Genomic DNA, 26756 nt, shown 5'->3' with positions numbered 1-26756 from the left:
GCCTCAGGAATTTTGATCAAAAAAATACAGAACGAGCAGTGTACAGGCGGATGAAGAGATGTTTTTAGGGACATGCGGAAGACGGCCATCGAAGAATATCGAGTCGCCTTCTTCCAGTACCAGCGTCTGGCCATTTACGCGGTACTCGGTGGTCCCTTTCATGACATATATAAATTCGTAAGCGTCCGTGGTCACTTCCTCCCGGTGCGAGTCGATGGAAAGTTCCAGTATCGCAAAGTCGATGGTGCTGGCCGGCAGGTTACGCATCATCATTCGCTTGTAACTGAATCCCTTCGCGTCCTCTTTTTCAAACGGGGTGTAATCCGCCTTGCGGTTCACAAGAATGGTCGGTTCCAGCAGGCTCAGTCCCTGAAAAAATTCGCTGACTTCAATTTCAAGGGATTGTATGATAGCCAGCATTACCGGTAACGAAGGGATCGTCCTTCCGTTTTCGATCTGAGAAACCAGGCCCTTGCTGACGCCGGATTTGTCGCCAAGTTCCTGCAAAGTCATACGCTTGTCGAGCCGCTTTTCTTTGATCCGGCGGCCGACTTCCAAAATAAAAAATCCTTCCATAATGCAAAGATTGATAAAATCAGCGACTCGAAAGGTTACAGAAAGGCTAAAATTTTACTACACGTTAAACAAAATATTTAGCTGTTCTAAACATTTTTTATAAAGAGTAAAAAACAGCAGTGCTTATTTACTCATATAATACATTTGTTTATCAAAAGTGAATAATTGATTACCCTGGTTAAGGTTTTGTTTAACCTTCGGTACAGGTTTAAGAGTGGAAATTTCAGAACGGATAACCTACACCAATGTTCAGGACAAGGTTCTGGCGCCGCCAGGTTCGGCTGGTGAGCGCAAACTCATCGATGACCCATCTGTTGCCCTTTTCATACCACGGCTTTCTGAGGGGAATGCCGAGATCGAAGCGCAGAACGAGCAGGGAGAAATCGAGTCTTAATCCCAGGCCCGTTCCAACTGCCAGCTCGGACAGAAAATAACTCAGATCCGCCCCGGGCTTGGCAGGGTCTTTGCGACGCAGCCAGACGTTTCCAGCCTCCACAAACGTCGCGAGTTTTACGGTCGAGCTGACCGAATGCCGCCATTCCGCATTCATTTCGATTTTGAAATCGCCGTATTCGATGTTGCTGAGTACTTTTTCGGTGCTATGGTAACTGCCGGGCCCCAGGGTACCCGCCCTGAATGCGCGGAGGCTGTTGCTGCCGCCGATGAAGAATTGTTCGGTATAGGGAAGCGATGAAGAGTTGCCATAAGCGACGCCCACGCCCAGCAGCGTCCGCAGCGCGAGGGTATTGGATGCATTTGCTTTGACGTACCCCCTGAGTTCTCCTTCCATTTTGATGAACTGTGCAATGGGCAATCCCGCGAGTTGTTTGCCGCCGTCGGGGCCGGGTTTGTTTTGCAGGACAAGCCCGAGGAGATTCCCGCTTGCTTTCACTTTGATGCCTCCGCCGCCTTGAAACCAGTAGCCCGGTGCGAACGGCGCATTCACCCAGAGCCGGTAGGCACTTCCTACGAGAAGCTGTGAACGGAAAGTCTGTCGCAAAGTAGGCACGAGCACGAGAGCCGAATCGAACAGCGGCGAGGCGCTCCGCAACTTGAATGTTCCGACATCCAGCGGCGTAAGATTGTGTTCCGCTTTGCGGTTGGACCGGAACAGGTAATCGAGTGATAGCCCGGTGAGTACCACCGAAAACAGTTTCGGGACTTTAATATAATTGGTACTGATGCTGATTTTGGTTTCGGGCAAGGTAGGGTTCAGTCCGCCGTCGATGTGAAAACGGGGAAGCAGCCGGGGAAGTGCAAGGCTGAGATTGCCCCCGAAATTGAATGAATTTGCACCCAGCCGGTTCCCGCCGAACTGCACATCCCCGCCGCCCTGAATTTGCAATTGCAGTTTCTCCGCGCCCCCGAACACGTTGCTGTTCAACAGGCTCGACGATAGTTTCGAGCCCAGGTAATTGTTGCCTTTTGCGCCCGCAGACACTTCGAACTTCATCCTGTAACGCTTGGTAGGAGTTACATACAGATGTGTTGTAAGCAGGTTTGCCGAGTCGCCGGGATGCTGGGTAAATGAGAATTTGACAAACTGAAATGTTTCCAGGTTCAGCAGCCGTTGAATGCTCAGGTAATGCTTCTGCTTGCTGTAAAGATCTCCCTCCTTCAAAAGCAGGGCATTGCGGTACAGCGCGCTCCGGTACCCGGCAGCTTTGGGCAATGCGTTTTTCGTGTCAGATTTTTCTCCGAGGCGGATACCGTGGCTGGTAGAATCGCCGGTCACCGGGTCGTTGTTATGCACGACGATCCGCCCGATCTTCCAGGTTTTAAGGGTATTCGGCGCAGAAGTGTTTTTCAGGAACAAATGCAGGTCATTGCGGTAGCCGTCAAGTGTGTCGGCACGAAATGCCAGCTGCTCCGGATTGAACAGAAAGTATCCTTCGTTTTTCAGATGCTCGTTTATGCGCTCGCGCTCGCGGGCGAGCACGTCCAGCCTGAGAAAATCACCCGGTTTCAGCAGCGAACTGTCCGCCGCCGCCCGGATTTCATGTAGAATGCCCGCAGAGTCTGGCGGATAAACCACTTGCCCGAGCCGGTAGCGTTTACCGGGGCGAATGGTATAGTGGATTTGCGCTTTTTTTTCCGTCTTTTCGGGGGCTGCGTGTAGTTCCGACTTGAAATAGCCCGCGGCAAATAGCTGCTGCCGAAGCCGCATCATCATCGCCAGCGTGTCGATCTGGCTGAGCAGTACCGGTGGTTCTCCCAGCTTTTGCAGCCAACCGTCTTTCGTTTTTCCAGGTTTATGAAGGGTGTTGTAAATAATTAATTTATAAGGTATTCCGATGAAACGGGCGTTTTGCTTCGCCAATACCTTCTTTTCTGCGTCTCTCAACACACCGGTGTCGATGCTGTCGGTAGTTGAAAACCGGTTGCCGTCATACAGATAGTCGTTTTCGGGAACGTGGCGGGTGAGGCGGCATCCGGCAAGGAGTATGCTCCATAACAGGAAAAAGGCGAGGCGTAGCGAATGCTTCATCGGGCAGTTTTTTGATGCGCCCGTTTTGCCTCGGGTTGATTAAATTCCCACGTGACGGTGAACCTGACGCCGGTCTCCATATGCTCCCCATGGAGCGTAAGTTCGTTGTCACGGACATGGTAACCCTTGATCCGGTATTTGCCTTCCGGGTCGAGCAAATACTCGACCGACACGTCGTTAGCCAGCCCGGAAATGCCCGAATTGTTGCCGGACAGTGTTTCTACGCCGAAATTATTGCCGACATAGAGATTTAACCGGTGGTTGAACAGCGACTTTCCGAGACCAAGCTTGATATCCGAACGTGTGGACGAGCGCCCTCCATCGACAGATTCAGACCAGTTCACACCCAGCGTAATATCTACGGCTTTGACCATTCCCGCAAGCATATTGTTAAGCTGCCGCGTCAGCAGGTTGCCGATGGTGTTGTAGGCGCCCGCTTCCATGGCCGTACTGCTGAATTGGCTCAGGCTGCCGAACGGGCTGTCGCCTACGAACGAGTTGAGCACAAGCAGGCTCATTACCTGTTTGGTAGCATCGGACTGCGAGTTGTTGATCTGCCGGATCTTCGAATACACGGCACCGTCGAATGCGTCCTGGTCGGTTTCGTTCATGCCGATTTCGAAGGTGATATCGGGTTTGGCCAGGTTTCCTTTCAGTTTCAGTTTAACCAAAAAATCAAACTTCCGCCGCCCGGCTTCTGCGTCGGCGTCGGTCCCCTGCATGAGTACACCGGCCGAAGTGTTGACTTTATAAACGGCAGTCAGATCGCATAGGGGTTCGTAAATATTTCCCATCCACTGAATCGTGCCGCCATTTTCCAGGTTGAATTCCTTTCGGATGTTGTTGCCGACGCTGAATGTATAGGTACCGGACGTAACTTCATATTTCCCGTTCAGCTGCATTTCGCCGCCTGCATGTTGTGAATAATTGAGGTTCGACTTGCCCTGCACTACTGCTTTCTCGCCCCGGTACTCGTCCAGAAGCAGGGTGAGTGTGGCATTGGAAGGGACCGAGATGTTGGTATTGACCAGTCGGCTCATCGAGCCCGTCGCGGGAGTTGCTTGTTGGCGCCTCTGGTTTGGGATCGTAAATTCGAGTAGCCCTTCGCCGAAATCGGGTCGGGAAATGGCGGCGCTGCGATAAAATATCTGCGAGCTGTCGTTGAGCGAAACCTGGCCCGTCAGCTTGTATTGATCCAGATTCCCGGATAGTTCCAGCGTGGCGTCCGTTTTGCCGTTTCCATACACCAGCTGCTCGCGACGGCGTAACTCGCCAATTGTCTTAAAACGTTTGGCGTCCATTTTCAGCTTGTAATGGATGCTTCTGTGGTCGGTGGGGACGTTCACCGAGCCGGTTATGGTAGCCTGGCCGCCCGCACCATCCCGGAGTTGAAGGGGTTCCAGGTTGACCTGCTCACCGGCAAATGCAAACCCACCGGCAACGACCTGAATGCGGCTGCCGGTTTCCCGGATGTCGAACGCCGACGAGTCAATTTTCACCAGGCCGTTAACCGCAATTCGATTTGTATCCGATTTGACGACCAGGTGCCCGCTGAATGCGCCTTGCAGGGAGTCGACGGCACTTCCCAGCAATGTGCTGAGAGGGGCAATCGGGAAGGAACGAATGTCGATAGCTACATTGCCGGTGCCCGTCCTGGGTTCGTACGTCCCATTTGCGTTTAGGACAGGCCGGTCGTTTCGGATGTCCATGGCAACCGTGTAGCGTTCGGCCGATTCACTTTTGATCTCCGCTTCCAGTTTTCCCAGCGGCGCACCTTTCAGTTTCAGGTCATCGACATGCGCGCGTGCCGTAATAGCCAGAGGTTCCAACTGATTTACCGAAGCGGTTCCACTCACCGAGCCGGTAAGCAGAGTGGAGTCTGCCTTCATCAATGCAAATAAAGGGCCCAAGCTAATGTCGGACAGCTGCAATTGGTAGGGGAGGCCCTGCGTTTCCGGGCCCGATGCCGTAAACGCTGCGGACCTGACGCCGTTCGCTAATGCCAGTTTCGACCCCGCCAGATGCGGTGCAAAAGGGTAGATCGCATTGTCACGGTTCACTTTCCAGAGCTCTTCTTTCAAATACAGGGAGTCGCCCAGGATTATGAATGGGTTTTGTTGCAGGCCATTGTATTGAAATGGGATTCTGAGCAGGCTTCCGGGCGAATTTTCTGACGATAGCAGCTCTCCCGTGTGCAGGCCTGCGCGTACGCGTCCGCTGACCTGCGTGTGCGGGAGTGCTACGGAATTGCCGCTGATCTTTTTGGCGCCTATCAGGTAGTCGGTGTCCGGTGAGGAGGTCACGTCGTTTCTCCGTGCCCGCACATGCACAAAGCCGGAATCTACTTCGATGCCGTCGACTGTGAGGCTGTCAATGGTTGTTTGTACTTCAAAAATCCCCGGGTTTTGCGCGTAGGCGGAGGTAAAGCTGAATGGCGCCAAACGGGAGACACCGGGTGTGAGCGCCAGTACCTCCGGCGGCAAATGTACATGGCCCTGCATCTGAAAGGAAGCTACTCCATCGGCAGCAGGGAAGTCGGCATTAGCTGTAAGTGAACGCAAGAGCCCGGTCCCCAATGCGGGGATCTTGTCGAGGGTAAACTGCCCCGAAAGGTCGATATCCGCCAAGGCCGAATGCAGCCGCAATACCTGCTGGTCGCCAGGATGCGCGGCGTTGAGCGTCAGTTCGTTCAGGTCAATATCCTTTCCCTTGTAGCGGGCATGCGCGGAGGAAATTTTCAGATTGCCGATCAGTGTATCCGGCGAAAGCCTGTCGATCTCCGCCGAAATCCATCCACCGACGGAGAGACTGTCTTTCAATAACCCCAGCTTGTGCAGATCAGCATGGTTTACCCAGCCGTAAATGCTTGCCAGGCTGTCGGGGTGGCTCAGAAATAGTGTAGGGGACAGTTCAAAGTTCAGGTCCGGATGGGAGGATGCCAGGTTTCCTTTCAGCCACCCGTCGGCCAACTGCGCTTCGAACAAAACGGCCTGAAAGGACCTGCCGGCCACCCGTAACTGTTCGGAATATCCCGTGGATCTCAAAGCGATTTGGTTTGCATCGCGTAGTCCCGTTCCCTGCACATGACCGCGGGCTGTTACCGGTCCCCACAGCGTGTCTTTTAAAACTTTGCCAAGGTCAAACCGCCGTCCGTCGAATGCCAGATTGTAGCGAATCCTGTCCAGATCGTCAAAGTTATTCAGTGATCCTTTGAGTCGGATTGTCCCGAGGTTCGAGGCGAGTGCGATCGAGCCCCGGAGTGCGTTGGCCGTGATCCGCAGCTTGCCGTTCAGCCGAACTTTTTCCGGCAGGCTTTCCAGTAATGCGGCAGACAGTACCGACTTTGATACGACATCGAGCAGGCCTTTTTTGCCTGACAAACCTTTCCGGACGTCGAGCAGCAGCCAGGTGTCGCCTTGCCGGGGAATATGTATTTCACCGCTACCCATCGCCAGGTTATGTGCCGTTGAAATGTCAAATCGCCCGAGCCGTATGTTTCGCGGGGAGCCATCGATTTCGGCATTAATCCGGATGTTTTGCTTGTATAGCGGATAAATGTCGTGGTAACGAAGCAAAACCGGCAGGAAATAGGCCACTTCTTTGAGGTTCAGCCTACTGGATTTGATAGCCGCGGTAAACCGCGTCCTGCCGGGTTCTGACAGCGCTTTTTCGATAGACGGGTAATACCAGGCGATCCGGCCCCGAATGGCATTGCGCTCGGAAAGCAGGTTCAGCTCGTCGAGACGGGCAGCCTTATCATCGATCTGGAAAGTTGTTCCGAGTGAATAGAGCCGGAATTTTTGTGCATCGACGAACGTCAACTGTGCCAGCCGGCCGGCTAATGCACCAGCGCGGTAATGAATGCCGCTGGCAGTTATCCCGATGTTTTGAAAGTCATTGTGAAAAGCGTCAAATTCCTTGCGCGAGGTCTTTTTGATGTGTTTTAAATCAATGGAAAAGCGGTTCTTACTGACGAGCAAAGTGTCGATATCAAGCCTGAATGGCACAGCGCGATCCGTATCCTGGCCCTGCTCTTCATGCGTACCCGAGCGAAGCGTTGTGAAATGATCGTTAATGACTAAACGTCCGATATGAAATTCATTATGCTGAAATCGGAAAGCCCCATTCCTGGCGTGAACACGTGCAACGCTGGTATGAACAGCCAGTTGTTTAGCTTCGTCGGATCGATGAAAGAGGGCATTGGATAGCAGCAGATCGCGGATGGTCAGCAGCCCGCTGTGACTCCAAAGTATGGACGTTTTCAGTGCAGCAAATGAAACGGCAGCGCTGTCCCTTGCGGGTGCGTCGCGGTAGGTTAGAGCGAGGCTGCGAATATCTACCAGTCTGGGAATCAGCCATTCAAGATCCGGGTCGGAGGTGTTTGTACCTTTTTCGGAGCCATTGAGGGCATCCAGGAGAAACTGGTAATTGAAATGCTGCTCTTCCGACTCCCGCTCTATGGTTCCCGTAAGGCGTTCAATACGCAGATCATCGAGAAATGTACGTTCCGATTTCCACCAATAAGCCCATTGCAGTTCAATGGACAGCGTTTTAAAGGAAACCAGAATCCTGCCGGTCTGGTCGAGCAGGCTGAAATCCGAAATGGCAAGGTGGTAAGGGTTTCGCAGGTGAATCCGGCCGATAATGACAGTTGTATGCAGTTTCCTGGAAAGGTAGCTCTCAAGGTGGGCCCGCAGCCATTCGTTACCGCGGGGCGTTAATAGAAACGTCAGGGCTCCCGCTACGGGCAGGGCCGCGAGTCCGATCGCGATACCTGTTGGTAGCAGGAGCCTTTTGATGACCGACTTTATGACAGACCGCAATTTCGCCATCCGGGTCAGGCCAGCTGTTATTTGCTATACAAAGGGGATCTTTTCAAAACATATTCCAGCGCATTCTGGTAAGCGTCCTGTGTTTTAAAGAACGATTTGCGCGACTGGCTGAACATGTTGTTGCCCTTGTCGTTGTAAACGTCCACATTGATGGTCGTCTCGTAGTTTTCGTAGTTGTAGGTATTCGCGGAGCTGTAACCTGAGCTCTTGGAATCCGTGCGGTTGTTTTTGCTTTTATCGCTGTAAGAGGCATTCGCCAATGTCTGCTGTGCCACTTTGGTGAGTACAACGGTCCCGTCCACGACGAATTCAACGCCCAGAATATTACATATATCGTCCATCGTAAAACCTTCGATATTCTCCCGGGTCACACCGGCTTTGATGAGTCTTGCATTGGTGGTCCGCGTGTCCATTACCTGCAGAACGCCCGCATGCTTGCTCAGGAAGGTGAAGCAATAGTTCTGCACCACATTGCTCATTTCATCCGCCGCTTTTTGTCCTTCCCTTACAAATCCGAATGGCAGGATGGCTATCCTGTTATGATGGTCAGACAAGGCGCCATTGTCTGCCTGGCCCGATGCCGGGCTGCTTTTTTGTGATGAAGCACTGAGCTGAGGCTTGTTGAATACTTCAACGCGTCCGCTGGCGTACGTGATTTTCAGGATATCGGCTTTTTTGATCGTGTAGCTCAAATTTTCGCCGGCATACATGAACTTGACAGCATCGTCGGTGATCTCTGTCACTTTACCTGTTAGTTCGTCGCCGTTCAGTTGAAGTACAACGTCATTTTTTGTGGCGTTCTGTGCCTGCGAAGTGATCGACAGGACGATCAGGATGAGGAAAGCAAATAGTTGTTTCATTGGTCTTGAATTGAGGTTGAGTAGTTTGTGATTTTACTGCATTTCCGCCAGTTCGCGGATACCCACATAGTTTTCGATGACATACATGTCGGGCAGAGAAATGCTGTTGCCCTTGGTCACGCCGCAACGGACGAAGTATTCCTGGCCCTTTTGAATGTCGAGCGTCACCGAGTCCTGTTTTTTGGTTTTGCCGAAGAAGCGGTGTTTGCCAAAGCTGGTGATCTTGTACTGGAACTGGTGGCCGTTGGAGGCCCTGCCGATCGTTCCCTGATCGTCCATTTTGATATTATAGCCTATCGCCGCACCTTCAAAATCTTTGGGACGATAGAAATATACGATCGCGTAATCGGCGTCTTTCGGAAGCCTGCTCTGATTGGCCAGTTCCTGCGCGCCTGCCAGTTTTCCCAGCTGGGCCGCGTCGTCGTTTTTGTAAAGCCTGGCGGAAATATGATAGCAGCCATTGCCGAGCGCAGGCCTTTTGATTTCCGTAAAATGGATCACGTTTGCACCGGATTGCTTCGCCTGAAAACGCGCGTAGTTCATCAGGTTCTTGTAACCGCAGTTGTTTGAAAACAGCGACGCACCCATTACAATGTCCCGCACGAACTCCGATTTTTCCGGGACCGACTCGTCGGGCTGCAAGGTGTAAACATGAACACTGTCGGCAAGCGGGTTGGCGCGGAACCCGGCCGTGCTGGTGCTGGCCTTTTGCGCGCATTGCCAGCAGGCCAGGGCAACCGAGAGCAGGTAGAGTATTCTCTTCATAGAATGGCGGATGGCTTTGATTCGAAATTAACAAGTGTAGGGGATAAAACAACAAAAAATACAATTTTTCTTTTTCTTTGTGTTGGACAAGAATTTGTAGAATTAACTTACAATTGCTTATTACAATAATTATTCATAAATTATTAACCGCTATGATCAATATAATATACTTATCGGCAAATATGCAGTCACTTCGATTTGCTTTGAATAATCATGTGTATTGTATTTTTCTAATCTCATTCTAATCTTGTTCTAATAAGTAGCCAGCAAGGTTTTCATTCACCTTTCATGAACAAAAGATCCAATCCGGGCCTGGTCAGGCGTGCCGTTTTTCATTGCAGTATCCATTCAAACCTGGCGGGCGTAACGATTGGCATGTTGCTTCTTGTGAGCTGTGCGGTGTTCGGGCAATCCCCGCCCGATTCGGTGACGAGCCAACGATCCGAATTTTCCGCTCGTGCGCAGCAGGCGATCCGGGGTGTAGCGAAAAAAAGCAGGCAGAAATACCAGGATGAAACTGTGGCCTTTGGCCAACAGCGGACGCTGGATCTCTTGGAAAGGGAGATTCAGGCGGCCAAATTGTTCATGAAGAGTGAATTGGATACCAGCTCGGTTTCAGGGGAAATTGCCAGAGCCAAGAGCTCATACGAAGTGGTCCGGAAAGGCATTTCGGTAGAAAAAGGCGAAATTCCCACGCACCGCAACTTGACCGTATCATCCGCGATTATCACCCAGCTGCTTCGCGATATGCGGGAACGGAAAGCCCGGATCGACAGAATGGCGCAGCGGATGGTAGGACATCGCTACCGCCTCGATTCCCTGTCTACCGATTCGCTACTGTACACGTTGTCAACGGATTCGGCGACAGTCATGAGGTATATCCGGAAATTGACGATCTCCAATTTATCCATCAAGCCCGCAGATTCACTGATCGACAGGGCCATTTCGGATTTGCAGGTCATGCAATCCCAGCTGGATCCGCTCGTTTTCGAGCTCGATCTGGCTCTGGAAGGACTAGAGAAAGATAAGCAACAGCTTTCCGGGAGATTGTTTGCGAGGGAATTGCCTGATTTATGGCAACACGCTACCCTGGCGACTTTCATGGAAACAGCCCGTTTTTCATATGCCAAGGAGTCGATGGTGCTTCAATTTTATGTGGCCAACTATGCGGGAAGGTTTCTGGTTTTGTTGGCGGCGCTGCTGGTCAGCACGGTGTTTCTCTATTCTCTGCGAGCGCGTTACAGTGAAAGTCGCCCGCAGGACGGCCCGCCCGACAATACCCGGGTACTTGCAAGGCCGCTTCCGGCTTCGGTACTGATCGTAACCTGCCTGTTTCAGTTCATATTCTCGGATCCGCCTTTCATTATCAACGTCTTTCTTTGGCTGGCGTCGATCGTAAGCCTTACAGTCATTTTCAAAGGATACGTCAGCGGCTACTGGCTCAGGTTCTGGTTGACGATCACAGGGCTGTTCCTGGTTGTCTGTCTGGACAATATGCTCTTGCAAGCCTCAACCGCTGAGCGTTGGCTAATGTGCCTCTTTTCCGGCTCAGGTATGCTTTATGCTTTGAATGTCCTGCGGGGGGGGGCAGCTGCGGACATTAAGAGAAAGCTATGTGATCTATGCCATCCGTTTTTTTGTTGTATCCGAATTTTTTTGCATTGATATTCAATATGATAGGTAGGTATAACCTGTCCAAAACACTGATGGTGGGAGGTTATGTAGGCCTGGTTATTGCTATTCTGTTTTTGTGGGCGGTGAGGATGATCGACGAAGCGCTGAGGCTGGCCAATTCGGTTTACAAAAGTCCTGACAAGAAGTTGTTCTATGTCAATTTCGACAAGCTGGGCAACCGCGCTCCCACATTCCTGTACGTGCTGCTCTGCCTGGGCTGGATTATTCTGGTAGGTCGTAACTACTTCGAATTCAGGCAGGTCATTAGCCCTTTTAATTTTTATATCAACGAAACGAGAAGCATCGGGGACTATGATTTTACAATCCGCGACTTATTGTTGTTTGTAGGCATCGGCGGCTCATCCGTGCTGTTATCCCGGATCGTTTCGTTTTTTGCCACCGAACCGGGTGTTCAGGGGCAGGCTGGAACGGCCGCTTCCATTGCGGCTAACTGGTTGTTACTCATTCGGATCATCATTATCACGGCGGGGGTATTGCTCGCATTTGCTGCTTCCGGAATCGCGCTGGATCGGTTGACAATTATCATCGGCGCATTGGGCGTGGGGATTGGTCTTGGATTGCAGAGCCTGGTGAGTAATCTGGTAAGCGGTCTCATCATCGCATTCGAGCGGCCCGTCAGCGTCGGCGACCAGGTAGAGGTGAATGGCAAGTTCGGCACCATGAAGTCGGTGGGGTTCAGGAGCAGTGTGATATCGCTTTCGGATGGGGCTTGCATGATCGTGCCGAACGGAGATTTGCTCAGCCAGCATTTGATCAACTGGACGATGGGTAAGAGCAAACGGCGGCAGGTACTTAAAGTGGGGGTGGCCTATGGTACGGATTTGCCGACTGCGAAACAGCTTCTTTTAGAGTCTGTTACCGGTAACGATGGGATTGCATCGCGCCCGCAGCCAACCGTGGTCGCGAAAGAGTTTGCAGCGTATTCTATCGATTTCGAGGTGAGTTTCTGGGTCCGGAATATGGATCAATCCGCGGTGGTTCTGGATCAGGTATTGAACCGGATCGATTCGCTTTTTCGCCAGCATAACATCGTTATTCCTTTTCAGCATCAGGACGTTACCGTTACCATGGCGCCTCGTGCGGAAGATAAAAAATAGCCCCGCCATCAGGTGAGGCGATTGTTACATGGCGTCAGGCGGCGTTTTAAGCGTTTACTTTTTAAAATTCGAATACTCCATAATGGTGGTCGTAGCTACCTCCTGGCCAAGCAGTTTGATGGTCATGCTGATGTTGTCCTTTTTAGGGAAATACTTCTTTTCCGCCTCGTTCCAGGTTAACTCGGAATAGGTGTTCAAGACAGGTACGTTGAAAGTCTTGACCTTTAATGGTTTTTCGTTAACAGACTCTGCCTTAGTTATTTTTCCGGTATTAGTGTCTATGGTAAGGTAGCTCCGGCAGTCCTTGATGAAGGCGTTATCCGGCACCAGTGAAGCAGGGTCGAGTTTGAAACTGACCACGAGAATGCCTGCATCGTCTTTCTCTACTTTATAGGAGCTTTCATCGATCTTCGCGGGTGGGTAGGGCGCTTTCCCGTGCTCCTTTTTAAAGCGTTTGATCTCCGTGGTGGTAGGGTCCTGGTCGTCCGAAGAGATCACGGTCCAGCGGTCTTCCTCCGGTTTGGAAGCGTCATAATGCCCCAGAATTATTTTTTCAACGCCCTCAGTAGCAACAGTTTCCTTTATATCGTAAGAATAGTCTGTCGGTTTCGTCCTCAGTTTTTCATCCAGAATGCCCTCGTCGAGTTTGTATTTGGCTAATGCACTCACTACCGCTTCTTTCTGTGCAACGGCGTGTTGTCCGATAAACAGTGCCAATGCCAGTGTCAGGATTCTTTTCATCGTTTTAAGAGGTTGAAAATGTTGATATTACTTTTTAAGCCATGCCTCGTTCAGGTCTTTTTTACCAGTGTCGCCGAAGCGAAAGCTGTCTGCGTCGTCATAGTTCAGTTTTACGGTCCCCTTCAACTCCATATCCTGACCCGCCCGGTTCACTTTCACGGTAATAGGGCTGCCTTCGTCGAGGTCATATCCCAGATAAATGATCGAGTTGGCGTCCTTGGGGTTGACTGGTATTCCATTGAATTCCAGGAATATGTCGTTGTCTTTGATGCCCAGGTTCTGGTAGAATTGGTTGGCGTCGTCGGGTACGGACGCCATGACTTGGGTGTTGGATGAATCGGTTTTAATGTAGGCTACGTCCTGTGTTACAAACACAATAGGTTCCGGAAACGGAACAACCTGTTTTTTGAGCCCGACTTTGGCCAGGAAATCCGCATAAACGATGCGCTCACCATTCTGGACATGGCTGACGAGAAATTTACCCGCCTCATCTCCTGCGATTTGCGTGATAGTCGGGATCAGTTCGGCGTCGTCGAATGGCTTGTCGGCCCCATATTTTTTGGAAAGCTCGCCCATCAGCCAGAGCAATCCACGCTGGCCTTGGGTCTGCTCGCGGATCACGATATCGAGACACATGGCGATGAGCGCACCCTTTTGATAGACATTCGGATATTGAGCCTTCATCTTCGAATCCAGGATGTTACGACTCATTTCAGTGAAGGAAAGTTTATCGTTGTAATTACGGGAAGCTTCCATTTTCTGCGCCATCAGGTCGTAAAATGCATGATCGTCGATCAGCCCCTGATTTACCTGGAAAAGGTTAGAGAAATACTCGGTAACGCCCTCGTAAAACCACAAATGCTGACTCATTTTGGGGTTATTGAAATCGAAATACTGGATTTCCTTTGAATGCACCTTCAATGGGGCTATGGTATGAAAAAACTCGTGACTGATGACATGGATCAGGTCCTTGCTTTTCATCGGCTCCCGAAAAACGGCGGAAGTGGAAGTGTTATGTTCCAGTGCTCCAATGCCTTTGGCGTCGTCATCCGCGCCCGACGAAATGTAGGCCAGTACCGCATATTTTTGCGTATCATTAATAGGCCCGAGGAACCGTTTTTGGGCCCTTATCATCTTTTCAAGATCCGGCCGGAGGTCGCTCGCGTGCGTCTTCCCGCGACGCGAATACACGCCCAGGAGTACCTGCATATCGTTCACGCGGAATGCGGCCGTGTCTGCAGGCGCGTACATGACGGGGTGGTCCACCACTTCGGGATACCGGGAGAGATTGAAAACGTCGGTCCTGGCAGCGTCGTCGCGGTCCACCATAGCCGTTGTGCCGTACAGTGCTTCCGGATGCGCAATGGTAATGCGGTAGGGCTTTTCGAGCTGGTCTGTGAAATAGCCCACAAAGCCGGCCATATTCAGCAGAAAGTATTTTCCTGCATCGATATTGGTCCCGGCGGGGGAGAAAATGGTTTTGCTTTTTTCTGAGAATGGATCGCTATCTTCTTCATTATCAAAGGTATCGTTGACCAGATAGGAGAGATAGGCAAGTTGCCGGGCATTCTCGATAACCACCGTGTTAGAATCCGGCCTGCTCGTTTTAAGCTCACTTCCATCCTTATTAAATGCCTTGATATCATCGACATACCGGCCGTAATCGGCAATGGCGTAGGTGCCGGGGATGATTTTGGGGAAACGGTAGGCTACCGTGCCGGATTTCTGGCGGGGCGGCACTACTTTAACCCGCACCCGGTCGGCATCCACGTTTTGAAGGTCGATGGATACCTGTATTGTGTTCTTAGAGCCCCCACTGGAGGTTTTGCTGACGGAGCAGGCACCCAGCCCCAGGAGGAAGAGGAGCGGAATGAGCGGGGAGGTTTTCATAACTATTTCATCAATAGATTCATATCCGGCTGGGAGCTAGTTCCCAGCCGGGATTGATCCAGTCATAACAATTCCTGAATAGCACGTTCGATGATGGTGTCCTTGGTTTTGTTGTTCCAGTCAAAGGACGCCGGGATATCGGCCGGTACGCCCGCTTCGTAGGCATTGTTTTTATCGAGTGTCAATGCCTGTGAAATGGAGAAACGGTAGGTCCATCCGTTGGGTAGCTGCCCGCCGTTGGGTAGGCCCAGGCCTCCGCCGGTCGTATCGCCAATGAGTACTACATTATCCAATGCCTTGGTAGCCAATGAGGTAAAGGATGCGGCGCTGAACGTACCACGGTCAATGAGCACCGCAATCTTCTTGGTGTAACGGACACCGTCATAAGGTTCTACGTAGGCAGGCTCCGGTTCGGAAAAATCGTTGCGGCCCGGCCCGTTTTTGACGCGCACGTAGTACACGAGGGTTTTCTGGTCGACAAAGCGGCTTAGCAGCTCAAATACGTCCGTAACGGCGCCTCCGCCATTCTCACGCAGGTCAAGTATCAGGCCCTTGGTGTCTTTGTAGCGGTTCAGGACAAAATCGAGGTTTTTCTTGTCGACGGTTCCGGTGAATGCAGGAAACCGCACATAGCCTATTTGACCATTGGCGATGAAATCGTGCGAGAATGGGCCGGAAATGTAGTAATTCCGGGGAAGGTAGTTGTCCTGCACAAACCGCCAGTCAAAATTGTCCTTTCCGTCCCGGAACACCTTGTAATCGGAGATGTTGAAGTTCGAAACCAGGTTGGTATGGTCGTCGCGCAGCTCATTCAGCATGTATCCCAGTACTTTAAATAGTGAGTCTTCTGACATTCCCTGGTAGATTTTGGCTGAATACCGCGTCTTCACTTCGTCCCAGTTAATGCCTTTAAGCTCGAAATACGCGTATTTCTCATTGCATTGATTCCACAGGTACTCGAAGTTTTTCATGGGGTCTTTCGACTCCATTTCCTTGTCGAAAAACACAGATTCGCAGCCTGAGAAGAGAAATATGCTAAGTATGGTCAGTAGAAGTGTATTTCGTTTCATGATCAGTTGTTTTTAGTGTTGAAAAGCAAGGCTACGCGGAGCGTATGGCTAGCCATTTCGAAATCGGCGAAATCCTTTCGCGTCTTGTAGGCGTCCCAGCCATAAGAGAACCGCCATCCATTTTTATTTTTCAGCCACAAGGTGTAATCCAGGGTGGTGCTCAGTGCATTAACCCCGAAAGCTTTGAATCGGTAATCATCCAGCAGGCCTCCGAGTCCCTCCTTATCTACCACCTGTCCAATGCCGAGGTAGGAGTAGCCGTTTCGGAATGAGCCGCCGATAATACTGGCATTGATCTTCAATGAGAGGCTTTTTTTCTTAGGTTCCTTCCCGCGGCGACCGGTTGCCCTGGTCAGGTCCTTAGTGGCTTTGAATGTGCCGAACAGAATGGGAAACGCTTCGATGCCGACGGCACTGTTCCTGAATGCCTGATTGATGCGCAAGTTACCCGTGAGGTTGGCCTCGCCGCCCACTTTGAAGTTCCATCGCTCCGAACCGTTTTTAAAGATCTGATAGAGCCGGGCGTGATGTATGGAGATTGTTGTGATTGTACCCGCCGCTTCGTGATCGTTATAATCGCTTTTTAAGGTGCCTCTGGTCAATGCAAAGCCGGTGGAGATGTCACGGGATGGGCCTAGTCTGGAAAGTGATGCCCCGATCCGGCTCACGGAGCCTTCGTAAAAAAGTGGTGAAGTGGCAAAATCGCGCAACCTGCCCAATCCTGTCCCTAGCGATACTTCAACATATTTCGAATTGCCTAGAAAAGAGGGTTCTGCGGAGTCTTGCGCAAGTGCAATGCCCGGTCCCGCGGCTAACGAAAGGGATAGGGCAGCGAACATGCCGCGCGCGATCTGCCGCAGCAGGTGCCTCCCGGCCTTTCCGGGAGCCAACATGCGTGGCCCGATATTGGATTGTCGATGTTCTACTAGCATAAGCGTTTGTTGGATTTGGTTTGAATGAGGATTAATTAGCTTGTTTTCAGGGTATTAATGCTAATCAGGGAAAATGCGCTGCATCACTTCTTTTCCTGTGCCGACTTCGGTTCCATGGAATTCCAGGTAGGCTACATCGGGGTGCAGATGGCTACCACCGACGATTCGGATGAAAATTCGTTTGAGATTGCATTTGCGATTGTTCAATGCAACCCTTACGTGATACTTGCTATCCAGACCCCTTTGCAGCCGCATATCCAATTTCGGGTAGGCAACCGCCTTGACCTCGAACTGGTCCGCCCCGCTCGGCTTGATGTGCAACCCGTAAGCAAGGTCTTTCTGAATCAGGTTCAGCGGTTTATGTACGCCTCCCTCGGTATACTTTACCCAGAAAATACGGATAGGATCCTTGGGGTCGATTTTCCCGGATTCGTCGGTGTTGAGCGTGTAAACGACCGTGTTTACATCGGGATCGCGCTGGATGTAAAATAGCAGGCCCGGCACATCGGGTATCGGTAGTGAGCGATCCGTCAGCGGTGCTTTTTGGGCAAATGCAGTCACACACATGCCCGCAACTGCCAACAGAAGTAGGTAGAGTCTGGTCAAAGGTGTTAGGGGGTTAGTTGGTGAAGTAAATATCTGCCGGCTCCGCCGGGTACTATCGCCGGAAATGGTAGACCAATCCCACGTTTGCGAAGAGGTTATACATCTTGAAATCAATGCTTTGGAAGTCGCTCTTCATCAAAGGGGTTAATCCCCAGCTGAAATTCACGGAAGCGGTCAGGTGAGAACGGATCTTGTAGCCCGCACCTAATTCGATTCCGGCATTGAAGGGGCGGATCTGGTCGCTGAAATCGTAGGCGGCTTCGCTGATTTCTTCTTTTTCGCCCACTGGAGTCTTATCGCGGATATAGCCGTCCCGGGCAAATCCGGTAAACTTCTTTTCCAGTATCCACGAGGCGAACCCGCCCACTCTTACTGATAACGGCGAATTGAAGTTGTAAATAAGATGCACAGGTACTGTGATGTAGCTGTTCCTGACTGTTGTCTCGACGTTGCCGGTGTAGTAGCCGGTAACGCTTTGATCCCCGCTCCGGTCGCCGGCATTGAAAGTGGTATAGTAACCCTTCACCTGTGCTTCGGTGGTCATTCCCTTCTGTTCGAACCTGACGGCCGATGCAAGGGCCCATGGTTTGGAAAAATGGTATTCCGCCCCCGCTTCGAGGCTCAATAGCAGCCCTGGGTTGTATTTCCTGATTTTACGGATCGATTCGGGGAAGCCCACCGGCGATGCGCCGCCAATAGAGAAGCCCGCCCTGACGTTGAAATCGAGCTTCTTCTGATCCTGTGCGTGTGCATAGGAATTCAGGAAGATCAGGCCAGCAACTAAGATAGCGTATGGTAGTTTCATAGTCGTCGGCTTATTCGGTTAAGATTTTGACATTGTCAACCAGCAACTTACTGCCTACGGCGCCTTCGAAAACCGCACCGTTCTTGCTGGACGAAAAGACGACGGTCAGCTTGTAAGCATAGGCGGCCAGGTCCGTCGGGTCGATTTCGGCCCGGTACTGAAACGGGATGTCGAAAGCTACAAAGCCGCTGCCGGCAGTTGAACGCCCGTTTGCTAGCTGGGCTACCGCCACCACCGACGGATCTGTGAGCACATTGGTGCCATTCAGGTAGGGTTGGCCCGCAGATCCTTTGAAAATGACAGCATAGATATCGCATTCGTCGAGCCGCTCGGGGGATACCGGCTGCTGGTTCTTATCCTTGACCGGCCCTCCCGAAACATATTTGTATTGGCCTGTAAAACGAACGGGCTTTTTGTTGAACGGAATGCCGAAGACGGTGGCTTCCAGCGGTGCGGTAAATGATTTCGAACCATCGAAACTGCCCAGAAACAAGTTTCCCGCCGCGATAGGCATATTGAACATAGCGCCCAGGGTGCCTGTGGACTTGGTTTCCAGCAATGCAGAATATTTGCCTTCAATGGCTTCGGTGAACTGTCGGGTGGGGTAAGCCTCGGGCGCTTTTTCCGGGGTTACCAGCGAAAAACCGCTGTTGCCGGACGCCCATACATTTTGCTGCTCACCGAATTCGATTTCATAGGGCGTGCCATAGTTGGCCTCCGGAGTGAGCGCCCAGTTCTCAAAGAAAAAGGTACCCGAAACCGTGTTTTGAAGCAGGCTTACCCTGTATTGCTTCGTCCAGTTCCCATCCGCAGACCGTACCGTGTAGGTTACAGGGCTGGAAAAGTCCTGTGCGACGCCAGATTGGGGCGATATCGTAGCGCCAGGAGTAAGCACAAATTCGAGTGCAAACGCCTTGATATTCATTTTTTCATACTTGACGAACGCGCGTACCGTCGTATTGGAGAGCACGGGCGGGGCGATGAGAATGGAATCCGGGAGTTTGACCTCGAGAATGTCGGCCTCCATATTTTCCGCTTCGGGTCGGATGCATCCCGCAAGCCAGAAAATCAACAGAAGGGTTGCTGCCGCAATTGTATTTTTCATGGAAAGCTGTTTTTGATGAATACGGATGAGGAGCGGAGGCCGTGGACGAGTGATGTTTATGCAATACTAAACAATTTTTTAACTGTCATAAATTAAATTTATAGAAATAATTTGTAATATTTGAAAAAGTGTGCTGATTGTTTAGCTGTTTTAGGAGATATAATAGAATATGACGAACGTCATATTATTGGAAAAGTACAAATATTAGCTTTGGCCCGGACGCGGTCTGTATTGTTTGAACACCAGATAACCTCAACCTTCTATGCTTCGAAAAATCCTTCTTTCCGTGACGCTGTTGAGTTTTTTCGCGGCAGGCTGCAAGCAGCGCAGCAATGAGGCTCGGGAAAGCGACGCCAAGGAACAGCAGCCCGATAGTACGGCGGTAGCAGCAGACCCGGATCCCGATCCGACCGATACCATTCCAGCCGACGGCTATGAGGCGCATACCGATGACGCCGCCGTGGCGGAAAAGCTGCGGAAAGTCCTGCCCGGTGTGTTGAAGCAGGAACTCGTCGGAGCCGACTCGTCTGCGCGCCGCTTTGTGTATTATGAAACAGATCTGAACGAGGACGGGGCGGGCGAACTGCTGGTGGGATTCACCGGGATGAACTGGTGCGGATCGGGCGGCTGCACGGCATTGCTATTGTCGGCCAATGGCGAGCTGATTACGCGTTTTACCGTAGTCGATTTTCCATTCAAGATTCTGGGCCAAAAAACAAAAGGCTGGAAGGATCTGGTTGTGTACAGCGGAGGTGCCGACAGGCTTTTGCAGTTCGATGGCAAGGGGTATCCACGCAACCCGTCGGTGGCGCCGAAGTTCACTGGCAAGCTGCCCGAGGGGCTGCCCCTGGCACTCGCATTTACCACCAAACCATATCCCTGGTATACATTCTAGCCCCGTAACTAGGTACCACTTTCGAGACGCAAAGCTGTTGACACCAGCCATGGTGATATTATCGACAGTCGGGATCGTTTCAAACTACTCTACTCCCTAACAACGCTATGAAAAAAGAATCAGAGTCCCATAACTTCTATGTCCGGCTCTTGCTGACGATAGCGTCAGGGCTGTCATTTCTGATTTATGTATTTGTTTACCGGATATTCCGATACAGGTATGAAGTTGTTATCGGGAATTTATCGAAGTCATTTCCGGACAGCAGCCGCGAGCAGATCGAGCACTATGCGCAGGAATATTACCGGCATATGGGCGATTTGGTTGTTGAGTCTTTGCTGTTTGTTCTTGTAAATGACGCCACAAGGAGGAAGTTCGCCAACTATACGAACGCCGGATTGTTGGAGAGGTTTTATCAGGGAGGCCGCAATATCGTTACGCTTGCCTCCCATTGCGGTAACTGGGAATATATGATCGATATTCCCAGAGTTTTGAATGTGAAAAGTTATACGGCTTACACACCCCTTTCCAATCAATGGATCGATAGCTACATTCTTAAATTAAGGTCAAGCTTTGGAGTTACCTTATTTGCCAAGAAATACTTTTTTCGGAATGCCTTGTCTGTGCTGAAAAACAGGAATGAACCCTGCATTGTGGTCGTAATCGCAGACCAGAGGCCGGCAGGAGGGAGTGCCAAACAGACTGTGCAGTTCCTGGATCAGTCCACCCGCGTGCAGACGGGCGCTGAGCGGCTTGCACTCGCATCCGGTGCGGCGGTTCTATTTCTGGAATGCATTAAAAAGTCGCGGTTCCACTACGATTACACTTTCCATGTCGTTACCGAGGATGCTGAGCATTGTCAGGCAATGGAAATTACGGAGGCCTATTACCGCATTTTGGAAGAAAATATTCTGAAATCTCCTGCTCACTGGCTTTGGTCGCACAAGCGTTGGAAACCATTGCCGGAGCCGGAGGCTGAGCCCTCGTTCTCCTGCTGATCGTATTACTCACTTCATTTACAACCGCATGCTGAAAATATCTACTCCCTTATTCATTTTCGTACTCATGCTTGGTGCGAAGGCGCTGGCACAGCAGCACGACGTCACCTCCCTGCAAAGCGCCCACCCCGAAACACATCCCGACAGTATCGGGAAGAACTTCTCTTCCTACAAACGGTCGTTCTCGATAGCGGGCGTGCTGCAGACGCGTTACGTGGCTTCGCTGACCGGCGAGGTGGACGTCAACGGAAAGCATTTTGATCCCGACAAAACCAAGGGCATTACCAACACATTCATGGTAAAAAGGGCCAGGGTTATGTTTAAAGCGAATATCAACGACCACTTTTCGGCCAATGTCCTGGTAAACTTTGCGGATTTCAATAGCAGCAACACCTCGGGAAAGGTTCTTGAAAATGCCTATATCAAATACACCCTCAATAAACATTTCAATGTGCAGGGCGGGCAGTTCAGGCCATTCTACGGGATTGAAGATGCTTTGCCTGTCGACATCGTGCGCACGCTCGATTTCTCCAACCAATATTATGCATTCGGCAGGAACGGCTGGCAGAGCTTTCAGATCGGGCTGTCGGTTTTTGGAAGTGTCACCAAAGACGACAAGCTCCGATACTTTGTAGGGGCTTACAATGGCAATAACAAGAACCAGCTCACCGACGACAACAACGAAAAGAACTTTTACGGGCGGCTGGAATTTCAGCCGTTGAAACAGCTGGTGATCGCCGGAAACGGCGCTTTCGGAAGTTTGGGAGAAAGCGGCACGGGATCCAGCTGGGGCGGCGATGCGACGACCCGCATTAATCTGTCGAAAAAATGGAAGCTGCTGATCATGGCCGAATACAAGAACGGATCCAATTTCACGGCCTACAATGCGGACGTGGCCCCCGGCAAGCCGGGATTGGACCAGTACCGGATGGAAGGCTTTTACTTTTTTCCCACCCTCCGGTTCGAATACAAAAAGCCGCGGGTGAGGGCCATCGAGCTATCGGCCCGTTACGAATACCTGAACGAGCTTTACCGCCGCGACAGCAACCCGCACCAGACGCTCATCCCGAACGTCTCGCTGATATTCGCCGACGATTTTTTTGCCGCCATTCAAATGGGGGTGTCGATGGATTGGAACAAAAAGGATATTCCGCTATCGACGACCTACACCCGCAAGCTGGCCTACGTACAGCTGCAAATCAGGATATAACCAAACAATAATAAAGCGATGAAAGAAATTAAACCCGTCTATCTGCTTGTTACCCTGGTCATTGGTCTGGTGATCTGGTTCATTCCCGCGCCGGAGGGGGTGAAGCCCAACGCCTGGCATCTCTTAGCCATATTCATTTCCACAGTCGCAGGTATCATCATGAAGGCCGCCCCGATGGGTACGATGGCGATGATCGGTATTACGCTATGCGCGGCGACACAGGTGCTCGAACCCGGCGATCCTGCGAAATCGATCGCTCATGCGCTCAGCGGTTTTGGTAATTCCACGATCTGGCTTATCGGCCTCGCCTTCTTTATCGCCCGTGGTTTTATCAAGACGGGGCTTGGGACACGCCTGGCTTACAACTTTATCCGCGTTTTCGGCAAAGGGCCGCTGGGGCTCGCTTATGGCCTCAACATCGCCGACTTGCTGCTGGCGCCAGCCATTCCGAGTAATACGGCACGCGCCGGCGGGGTAATATTCCCGATCATGAAATCCATCGCGATCAACATGGGCTCGGTGCCCGAAAAGCCCGAAACGCACCGGCGGATCGGGGCATTTCTCACGTTGAGCAGCTACAATGCCAATATGATCACCTCGGCGATGTTCCTGACCGCCACCGCGAGCAATCCGATGGCGCAGAAATTTGCCAAGGACCTGGGTATTACCATCACCTGGGGCAGCTGGGCGTGGGCGGCGCTCATTCCGGGACTTGCGTGCTTTCTGTTGCTTCCGCTTTATCTCTACAAATTTTATGGCCCCGAGCTGCGTCAGACTTCCGATGCACCTCAGATGGCCGCCGAAAAACTGAAAGAAATGGGGCCGGTCACCAGGCAGGAAAAGCTGATGGTGATCACGTTTGTGACGCTGCTCGTCTTATGGATTTTCGGCAGCAAGGTGCAGGTCGATGCCACCACCGGAGCGTTGATCGGGCTGTGCATTCTGTTGCTTACCAATGTACTCACCTGGGAGGATGTCAAAGCGGAAAAGGGGGCATGGGATACGATCGTCTGGTTTTCTTCGCTGGTTATGATGGGATCCTACCTGAACTCGCTGGGATTTGTGGGATGGTTCGGGAACCTGGTAGGTAAGGAAATGAGCGGGATGTCATGGAAAACGGCCTTTCCGCTGATCATTCTGGTGTACAGCTATTGCCACTACATGTTTGCGAGCGCCACGGCCCAGGCGGCAGCGATGTATCCTGTTTTTCTGGCCGTGGGTATTGCCGCGGGCATTCCCGGCGCAATGCTCGCGATATTCCTGGGCGCGTGCCCCACGCTGATGGGCGGGATCACGCATTATGGCCATGGGCCTGCGCCGATCTTTTTCGGGAGTACCTACGTGGATATGCGCGACTGGTGGAAACACGGCTTTTTTCTGAGCGTGCTGTTTCTGACTGTCTGGTTCCTGATCGGCGGCGGATGGTGGAAGATCATCGGGCTCTGGTAGCCGCTGCCAATTCCAGTTGTGCAAGTACTTACTTTTAAATGCAGAATGTCCTATGCTGAACGCAAAAATCCCGGAAGGGCCTTTGAAAGATAAATGGACGCATTATAAGGAGCATTCCAGGCTCGTAAACCCGGCCAACCGTCGAAAGCTGGAAGTGATCGTCGTCGGTACCGGACTGGCAGGGGCGTCATGCGCCGCTTCACTGGCCGAGCAGGGCTACCGGGTGAAGTCTTTCTGTTTTCAGGACTCTGCCCGGCGCGCGCACTCGGTGGCGGCACAGGGTGGTGTGAATGCGGCGAAGAACTATAAGAACGACGGCGATAATGTGTTCCGGATGTTCTATGATACGATCAAGGGCGGGGACTTCCGCTCCCGGGAGGCCAATGTGTACCGCCTGGCCGAATGCTCACTCAATCTGATCGACCAGGCTGTGGCTCAGGGAGTACCGTTTGCCAGGGAATATGGAGGATATCTGAATAACCGGTCCTTCGGCGGCGTGCAGGTTTCGCGCACGTTTTACGCACGCGGGCAGACGGGCCAGCAGTTGCTGCTGGGCGCATACCAGGCGCTGATGCGGCAGACCGCTGCTGGACAGGTACAGACTTTCACCCGGCACGAAATGCTGGACCTGGTACTGATCGACGGCAAGGCTGCCGGCATTATCACGAGGGATCTGGTTACGGGCCAGATTGAAAGGCACGCCGCCAATGCGGTGGTGCTGGCGACGGGCGGTTATGGTAAAATTTACTACCTCTCGACGCTCGCCATGGGCTGTAACGGGTCGGCGATCTGGCGTGCGCATAAGAAAGGGGCGTTTATGGCGGGCACGAGCTGGATACAAATCCACCCCACATCCTTACCGCAATCGGGGTCACATCAATCCAAGCTGACGTTGATGTCGGAGTCGCTGCGGAACGACGGCCGGATTTGGGTTCCTGCGAAACAGGGGGATGCGCGTGCGGCGGGAGAAATTCCCGAGGATGAACGCGACTATTATCTGGAACGGCGCTATCCTGCATTCGGAAACTTATCTCCACGTGACATTGCTTCCCGGGCGGCCAAAGAACGCATCGACGCCGGTCATGGGGTGGGGGCTATGAAAAATGCCGTTTATCTCGATTTTTCGAAAGCCATTAAGGAGCAGGGCGAAGGCAAGATCCGGGAGAAATACGGCAACCTTTTCAGGATGTACCAAAAAATTACGGGTATCGACGCTTACCATCAGCCGATGATGATCAGCCCTGCCGCGCATTTTACGATGGGCGGGTTGTGGGTGGATTATGAGCTGATGACGACTATCCCGGGGCTTTTTGCGTTGGGAGAAGCCAACTTCGCCGACCATGGTGCCAACCGCCTCGGTGCCAACTCGCTTTTGCAGGCGTGCGTCGACGGTTATTTCATCGCGCCCTATACCATTCCTAATTTCCTCGCCGGAGAAATCAATACCCCCCGGCCGGCCGTCGACCATCCTGCATTTGCGGAGGCCGAGGCGGCTGTCCGTAAGCAGCTCGACCTGTTTTTGAATATCAAGGGGAAACTGTCCGCGGATCATTTCCATAAGACCCTCGGGGCTCTGCTGTATGACAAATGCGGGCTGGCCCGGAATGCGGATGGGTTGCGTGAAGCGATTGCCGGCATAGGGGAGCTCCGGAATTCATTTTACCGCGACCTGAATGTGACCGGTGACGGCCTGCTGAACAGTGAGCTGGAAAAAGCGGGTCGTGTAGCCGACTACCTCGAACTCGGTGAGCTGATGTGCCGCGATGCGCTTAGCCGTGAGGAATCCTGCGGGGCGCATTTCAGGGAGGAACACCAGACCAAAGATGGCGAGGCCGTGAGGAACGATGAAGACTTTTGTTTCGTGTCGGCCTGGGAATGGATGGGTGCCGGTAAGGAGCAGGTGCTGCACCGGGAACCGCTGGAATTCGAGAATGTAAAACTGACAGTCCGTAGTTACAAATAACCTGATTAATACGAACAGCATGAAAATACATCTGAAAATCTGGCGGCAAGAAAACGCGGGGGCAGACGGCAGGCTTATGGACTATGAACTAGGTGAAGTGGACGAGAATATGTCGTTTCTGGAAATGCTCGACTCGCTCAACGAGCAGCTGATCGCCCGCAGTGAGCGGGTTATCGAATTCGACCACGATTGCCGGGAAGGTATCTGCGGCCAATGCGGGGTGATGATCAACGGCAGGGCACACGGCCCGCTCGATCACACGACCACCTGCCAGCTGCATATGCGCACATTCCGTGACGGCGACACCATTTTAATAGAGCCATTCCGTGCCGCTGCATTTCCCGTGTTGCGTGACCTTAAAATCGATCGGTCGGCATTCGACAGAATCATTCAGGCGGGCGGCTTCATTTCGGCAAATACCGGGCAGGCACCCGAGGCGAACAGCATTCCTATTGGTCATGAGATGGCGGAATCGGCATTCGACTCAGCCGCTTGCATTGGCTGCGGCGCTTGCGCGGCTTCGTGCAAGAACGCCAGCGCGGTGCTTTTCACTTCCGCCAAAATCAGCCATCTGGCGCAATTGCCGCAGGGGAAGGTCGAGCGGGAACTGCGGGTCAGGAAAATGGTCGCGCAAATGGATGCCGAGGCATTCGGCGGGTGTTCGGATACCCGTGCCTGCGAGGTGGAATGTCCCCAGCAGATTTCCGTAGCCAACATCGCCCGCATGAACCGCGAGTATCTTACTGCCTCGTGGTTTTCGGTTTAGCGGGTTGCACAACAAA

Annotated in this window: 20 protein-coding genes; 8 read left to right on the top strand and 12 right to left on the bottom strand. The window is 52.1% G+C overall.

Annotated elements, in window-relative coordinates; all coding sequences use genetic code 11:
• Positions 1 to 3: 3 nt before the first annotated feature.
• The 5 genes from CLV60_RS26500 to CLV60_RS26480 all read right to left on the bottom strand — a co-directional run bounded on the left by CLV60_RS26500 (position 4) and on the right by CLV60_RS26480 (position 9521).
• Positions 4 to 576 (bottom strand): helix-turn-helix domain-containing protein, encoded by a 573-nt coding sequence (locus tag CLV60_RS26500; RefSeq protein ID WP_106598423.1) that lies wholly within the window; start codon positions 574 to 576, stop codon positions 4 to 6.
• 223 nt (positions 577 to 799) lie between these two features.
• Positions 800 to 3064, bottom strand: coding sequence for a translocation and assembly module lipoprotein TamL (gene tamL, locus CLV60_RS26495; protein WP_106598422.1), 2265 nt, complete (start codon positions 3062 to 3064; stop codon positions 800 to 802).
• Positions 3061 to 7896: a translocation/assembly module TamB domain-containing protein gene (locus tag CLV60_RS26490; RefSeq protein ID WP_106598421.1), complete on the bottom strand. Its 4836-nt coding sequence runs from the start codon at positions 7894 to 7896 to the stop codon at positions 3061 to 3063. The genes tamL and CLV60_RS26490 overlap by 4 nt, the downstream gene beginning before the upstream one ends.
• Before the next feature lie 17 nt (positions 7897 to 7913).
• Positions 7914 to 8756, bottom strand: a complete 843-nt coding sequence (locus CLV60_RS26485) for a hypothetical protein (RefSeq protein WP_106598420.1) — start codon at positions 8754 to 8756, stop codon at positions 7914 to 7916.
• A 33-nt stretch (positions 8757 to 8789) separates the two neighbouring features.
• The gene (locus CLV60_RS26480; RefSeq protein WP_106598419.1) at positions 8790 to 9521 is read right to left on the bottom strand and encodes a hypothetical protein; all 732 of its coding nucleotides are present in this window, start codon (positions 9519 to 9521) and stop codon (positions 8790 to 8792) included.
• Positions 9522 to 9809: 288 nt separating this feature from the next.
• Here CLV60_RS26480 and CLV60_RS26475 point away from each other — a divergent pair, with 288 nt between their 5' ends.
• Together CLV60_RS26475 and CLV60_RS26470 are read left to right on the top strand one after the other, a co-directional pair.
• The gene (locus CLV60_RS26475) at positions 9810 to 11186 is read left to right on the top strand and encodes a hypothetical protein (RefSeq protein WP_146151597.1); all 1377 of its coding nucleotides are present in this window, start codon (positions 9810 to 9812) and stop codon (positions 11184 to 11186) included.
• Positions 11144 to 12313 (top strand): mechanosensitive ion channel family protein, encoded by a 1170-nt coding sequence (locus tag CLV60_RS26470; protein WP_106598417.1) that lies wholly within the window; start codon positions 11144 to 11146, stop codon positions 12311 to 12313. The genes CLV60_RS26475 and CLV60_RS26470 overlap by 43 nt, the downstream gene beginning before the upstream one ends.
• A gap of 54 nt (positions 12314 to 12367) precedes the next feature.
• Here CLV60_RS26470 and CLV60_RS26465 read toward each other — a convergent pair whose 3' ends face one another.
• The 7 genes from CLV60_RS26465 to CLV60_RS26435 form a co-directional block, all read right to left on the bottom strand.
• Positions 12368 to 13054 (bottom strand): hypothetical protein, encoded by a 687-nt coding sequence (locus CLV60_RS26465; protein WP_106598416.1) that lies wholly within the window; start codon positions 13052 to 13054, stop codon positions 12368 to 12370.
• 27 nt (positions 13055 to 13081) lie between these two features.
• On the bottom strand, positions 13082 to 14944 hold the full coding sequence (locus CLV60_RS26460) for a M61 family metallopeptidase (protein ID WP_106598415.1): 1863 nt from the start codon (positions 14942 to 14944) through the stop codon (positions 13082 to 13084).
• A 62-nt stretch (positions 14945 to 15006) separates the two neighbouring features.
• Complete coding sequence (locus CLV60_RS26455; protein WP_106598414.1) at positions 15007 to 16014, bottom strand: S41 family peptidase; 1008 nt, start codon at positions 16012 to 16014, stop codon at positions 15007 to 15009.
• Positions 16015 to 16016: 2 nt separating this feature from the next.
• On the bottom strand, positions 16017 to 16946 hold the full coding sequence (locus CLV60_RS26450; RefSeq protein ID WP_146151596.1) for a hypothetical protein: 930 nt from the start codon (positions 16944 to 16946) through the stop codon (positions 16017 to 16019).
• Positions 16947 to 17006: 60 nt separating this feature from the next.
• A complete protein-coding gene (locus tag CLV60_RS26445) occupies positions 17007 to 17552 on the bottom strand; it encodes a DUF4833 domain-containing protein (RefSeq protein WP_146151595.1) in 546 nt (181 codons plus the stop codon).
• A gap of 52 nt (positions 17553 to 17604) precedes the next feature.
• On the bottom strand, positions 17605 to 18357 hold the full coding sequence (locus CLV60_RS26440; protein WP_106598411.1) for a porin family protein: 753 nt from the start codon (positions 18355 to 18357) through the stop codon (positions 17605 to 17607).
• 10 nt (positions 18358 to 18367) lie between these two features.
• The gene (locus tag CLV60_RS26435; RefSeq protein WP_106598410.1) at positions 18368 to 19462 is read right to left on the bottom strand and encodes a PCMD domain-containing protein; all 1095 of its coding nucleotides are present in this window, start codon (positions 19460 to 19462) and stop codon (positions 18368 to 18370) included.
• Positions 19463 to 19724: 262 nt separating this feature from the next.
• Here CLV60_RS26435 and CLV60_RS26430 point away from each other — a divergent pair, with 262 nt between their 5' ends.
• The 6 genes from CLV60_RS26430 (at position 19725) to CLV60_RS26405 (ending at position 26740) form a co-directional block, all read left to right on the top strand.
• A complete protein-coding gene (locus tag CLV60_RS26430) occupies positions 19725 to 20357 on the top strand; it encodes a COG3650 family protein (RefSeq protein WP_106598409.1) in 633 nt (210 codons plus the stop codon).
• Between the two features lie 107 nt (positions 20358 to 20464).
• Positions 20465 to 21352 carry a lysophospholipid acyltransferase family protein gene (locus CLV60_RS26425; protein WP_106598408.1) on the top strand — a complete coding sequence of 296 codons (888 nt, stop codon included), beginning with the start codon at positions 20465 to 20467 and terminating at the stop codon, positions 21350 to 21352.
• Positions 21353 to 21380: 28 nt separating this feature from the next.
• Entirely contained in the window at positions 21381 to 22562 is a 1182-nt protein-coding gene (locus CLV60_RS26420; protein ID WP_106598407.1) for a porin, read from the top strand.
• 18 nt (positions 22563 to 22580) lie between these two features.
• Positions 22581 to 24011 carry an anion permease gene (locus CLV60_RS26415; protein WP_106598406.1) on the top strand — a complete coding sequence of 477 codons (1431 nt, stop codon included), beginning with the start codon at positions 22581 to 22583 and terminating at the stop codon, positions 24009 to 24011.
• Between the two features lie 52 nt (positions 24012 to 24063).
• The gene (locus tag CLV60_RS26410) at positions 24064 to 25974 is read left to right on the top strand and encodes a fumarate reductase/succinate dehydrogenase flavoprotein subunit (protein WP_106598405.1); all 1911 of its coding nucleotides are present in this window, start codon (positions 24064 to 24066) and stop codon (positions 25972 to 25974) included.
• Between the two features lie 19 nt (positions 25975 to 25993).
• Positions 25994 to 26740, top strand: a complete 747-nt coding sequence (locus tag CLV60_RS26405; protein ID WP_106598404.1) for a succinate dehydrogenase/fumarate reductase iron-sulfur subunit — start codon at positions 25994 to 25996, stop codon at positions 26738 to 26740.
• Positions 26741 to 26756 lie beyond the last annotated feature (16 nt).

The sequence above is a fragment of the Dyadobacter jiangsuensis genome (assembly GCF_003014695.1).
In the GTDB taxonomy this organism is placed as follows: Bacteria; Bacteroidota; Bacteroidia; order Cytophagales; family Spirosomataceae; genus Dyadobacter; species Dyadobacter jiangsuensis.
Note: the sequence above shows the minus strand (reverse complement) of the source record. Positions and strands in the feature narration are given on the sequence as shown.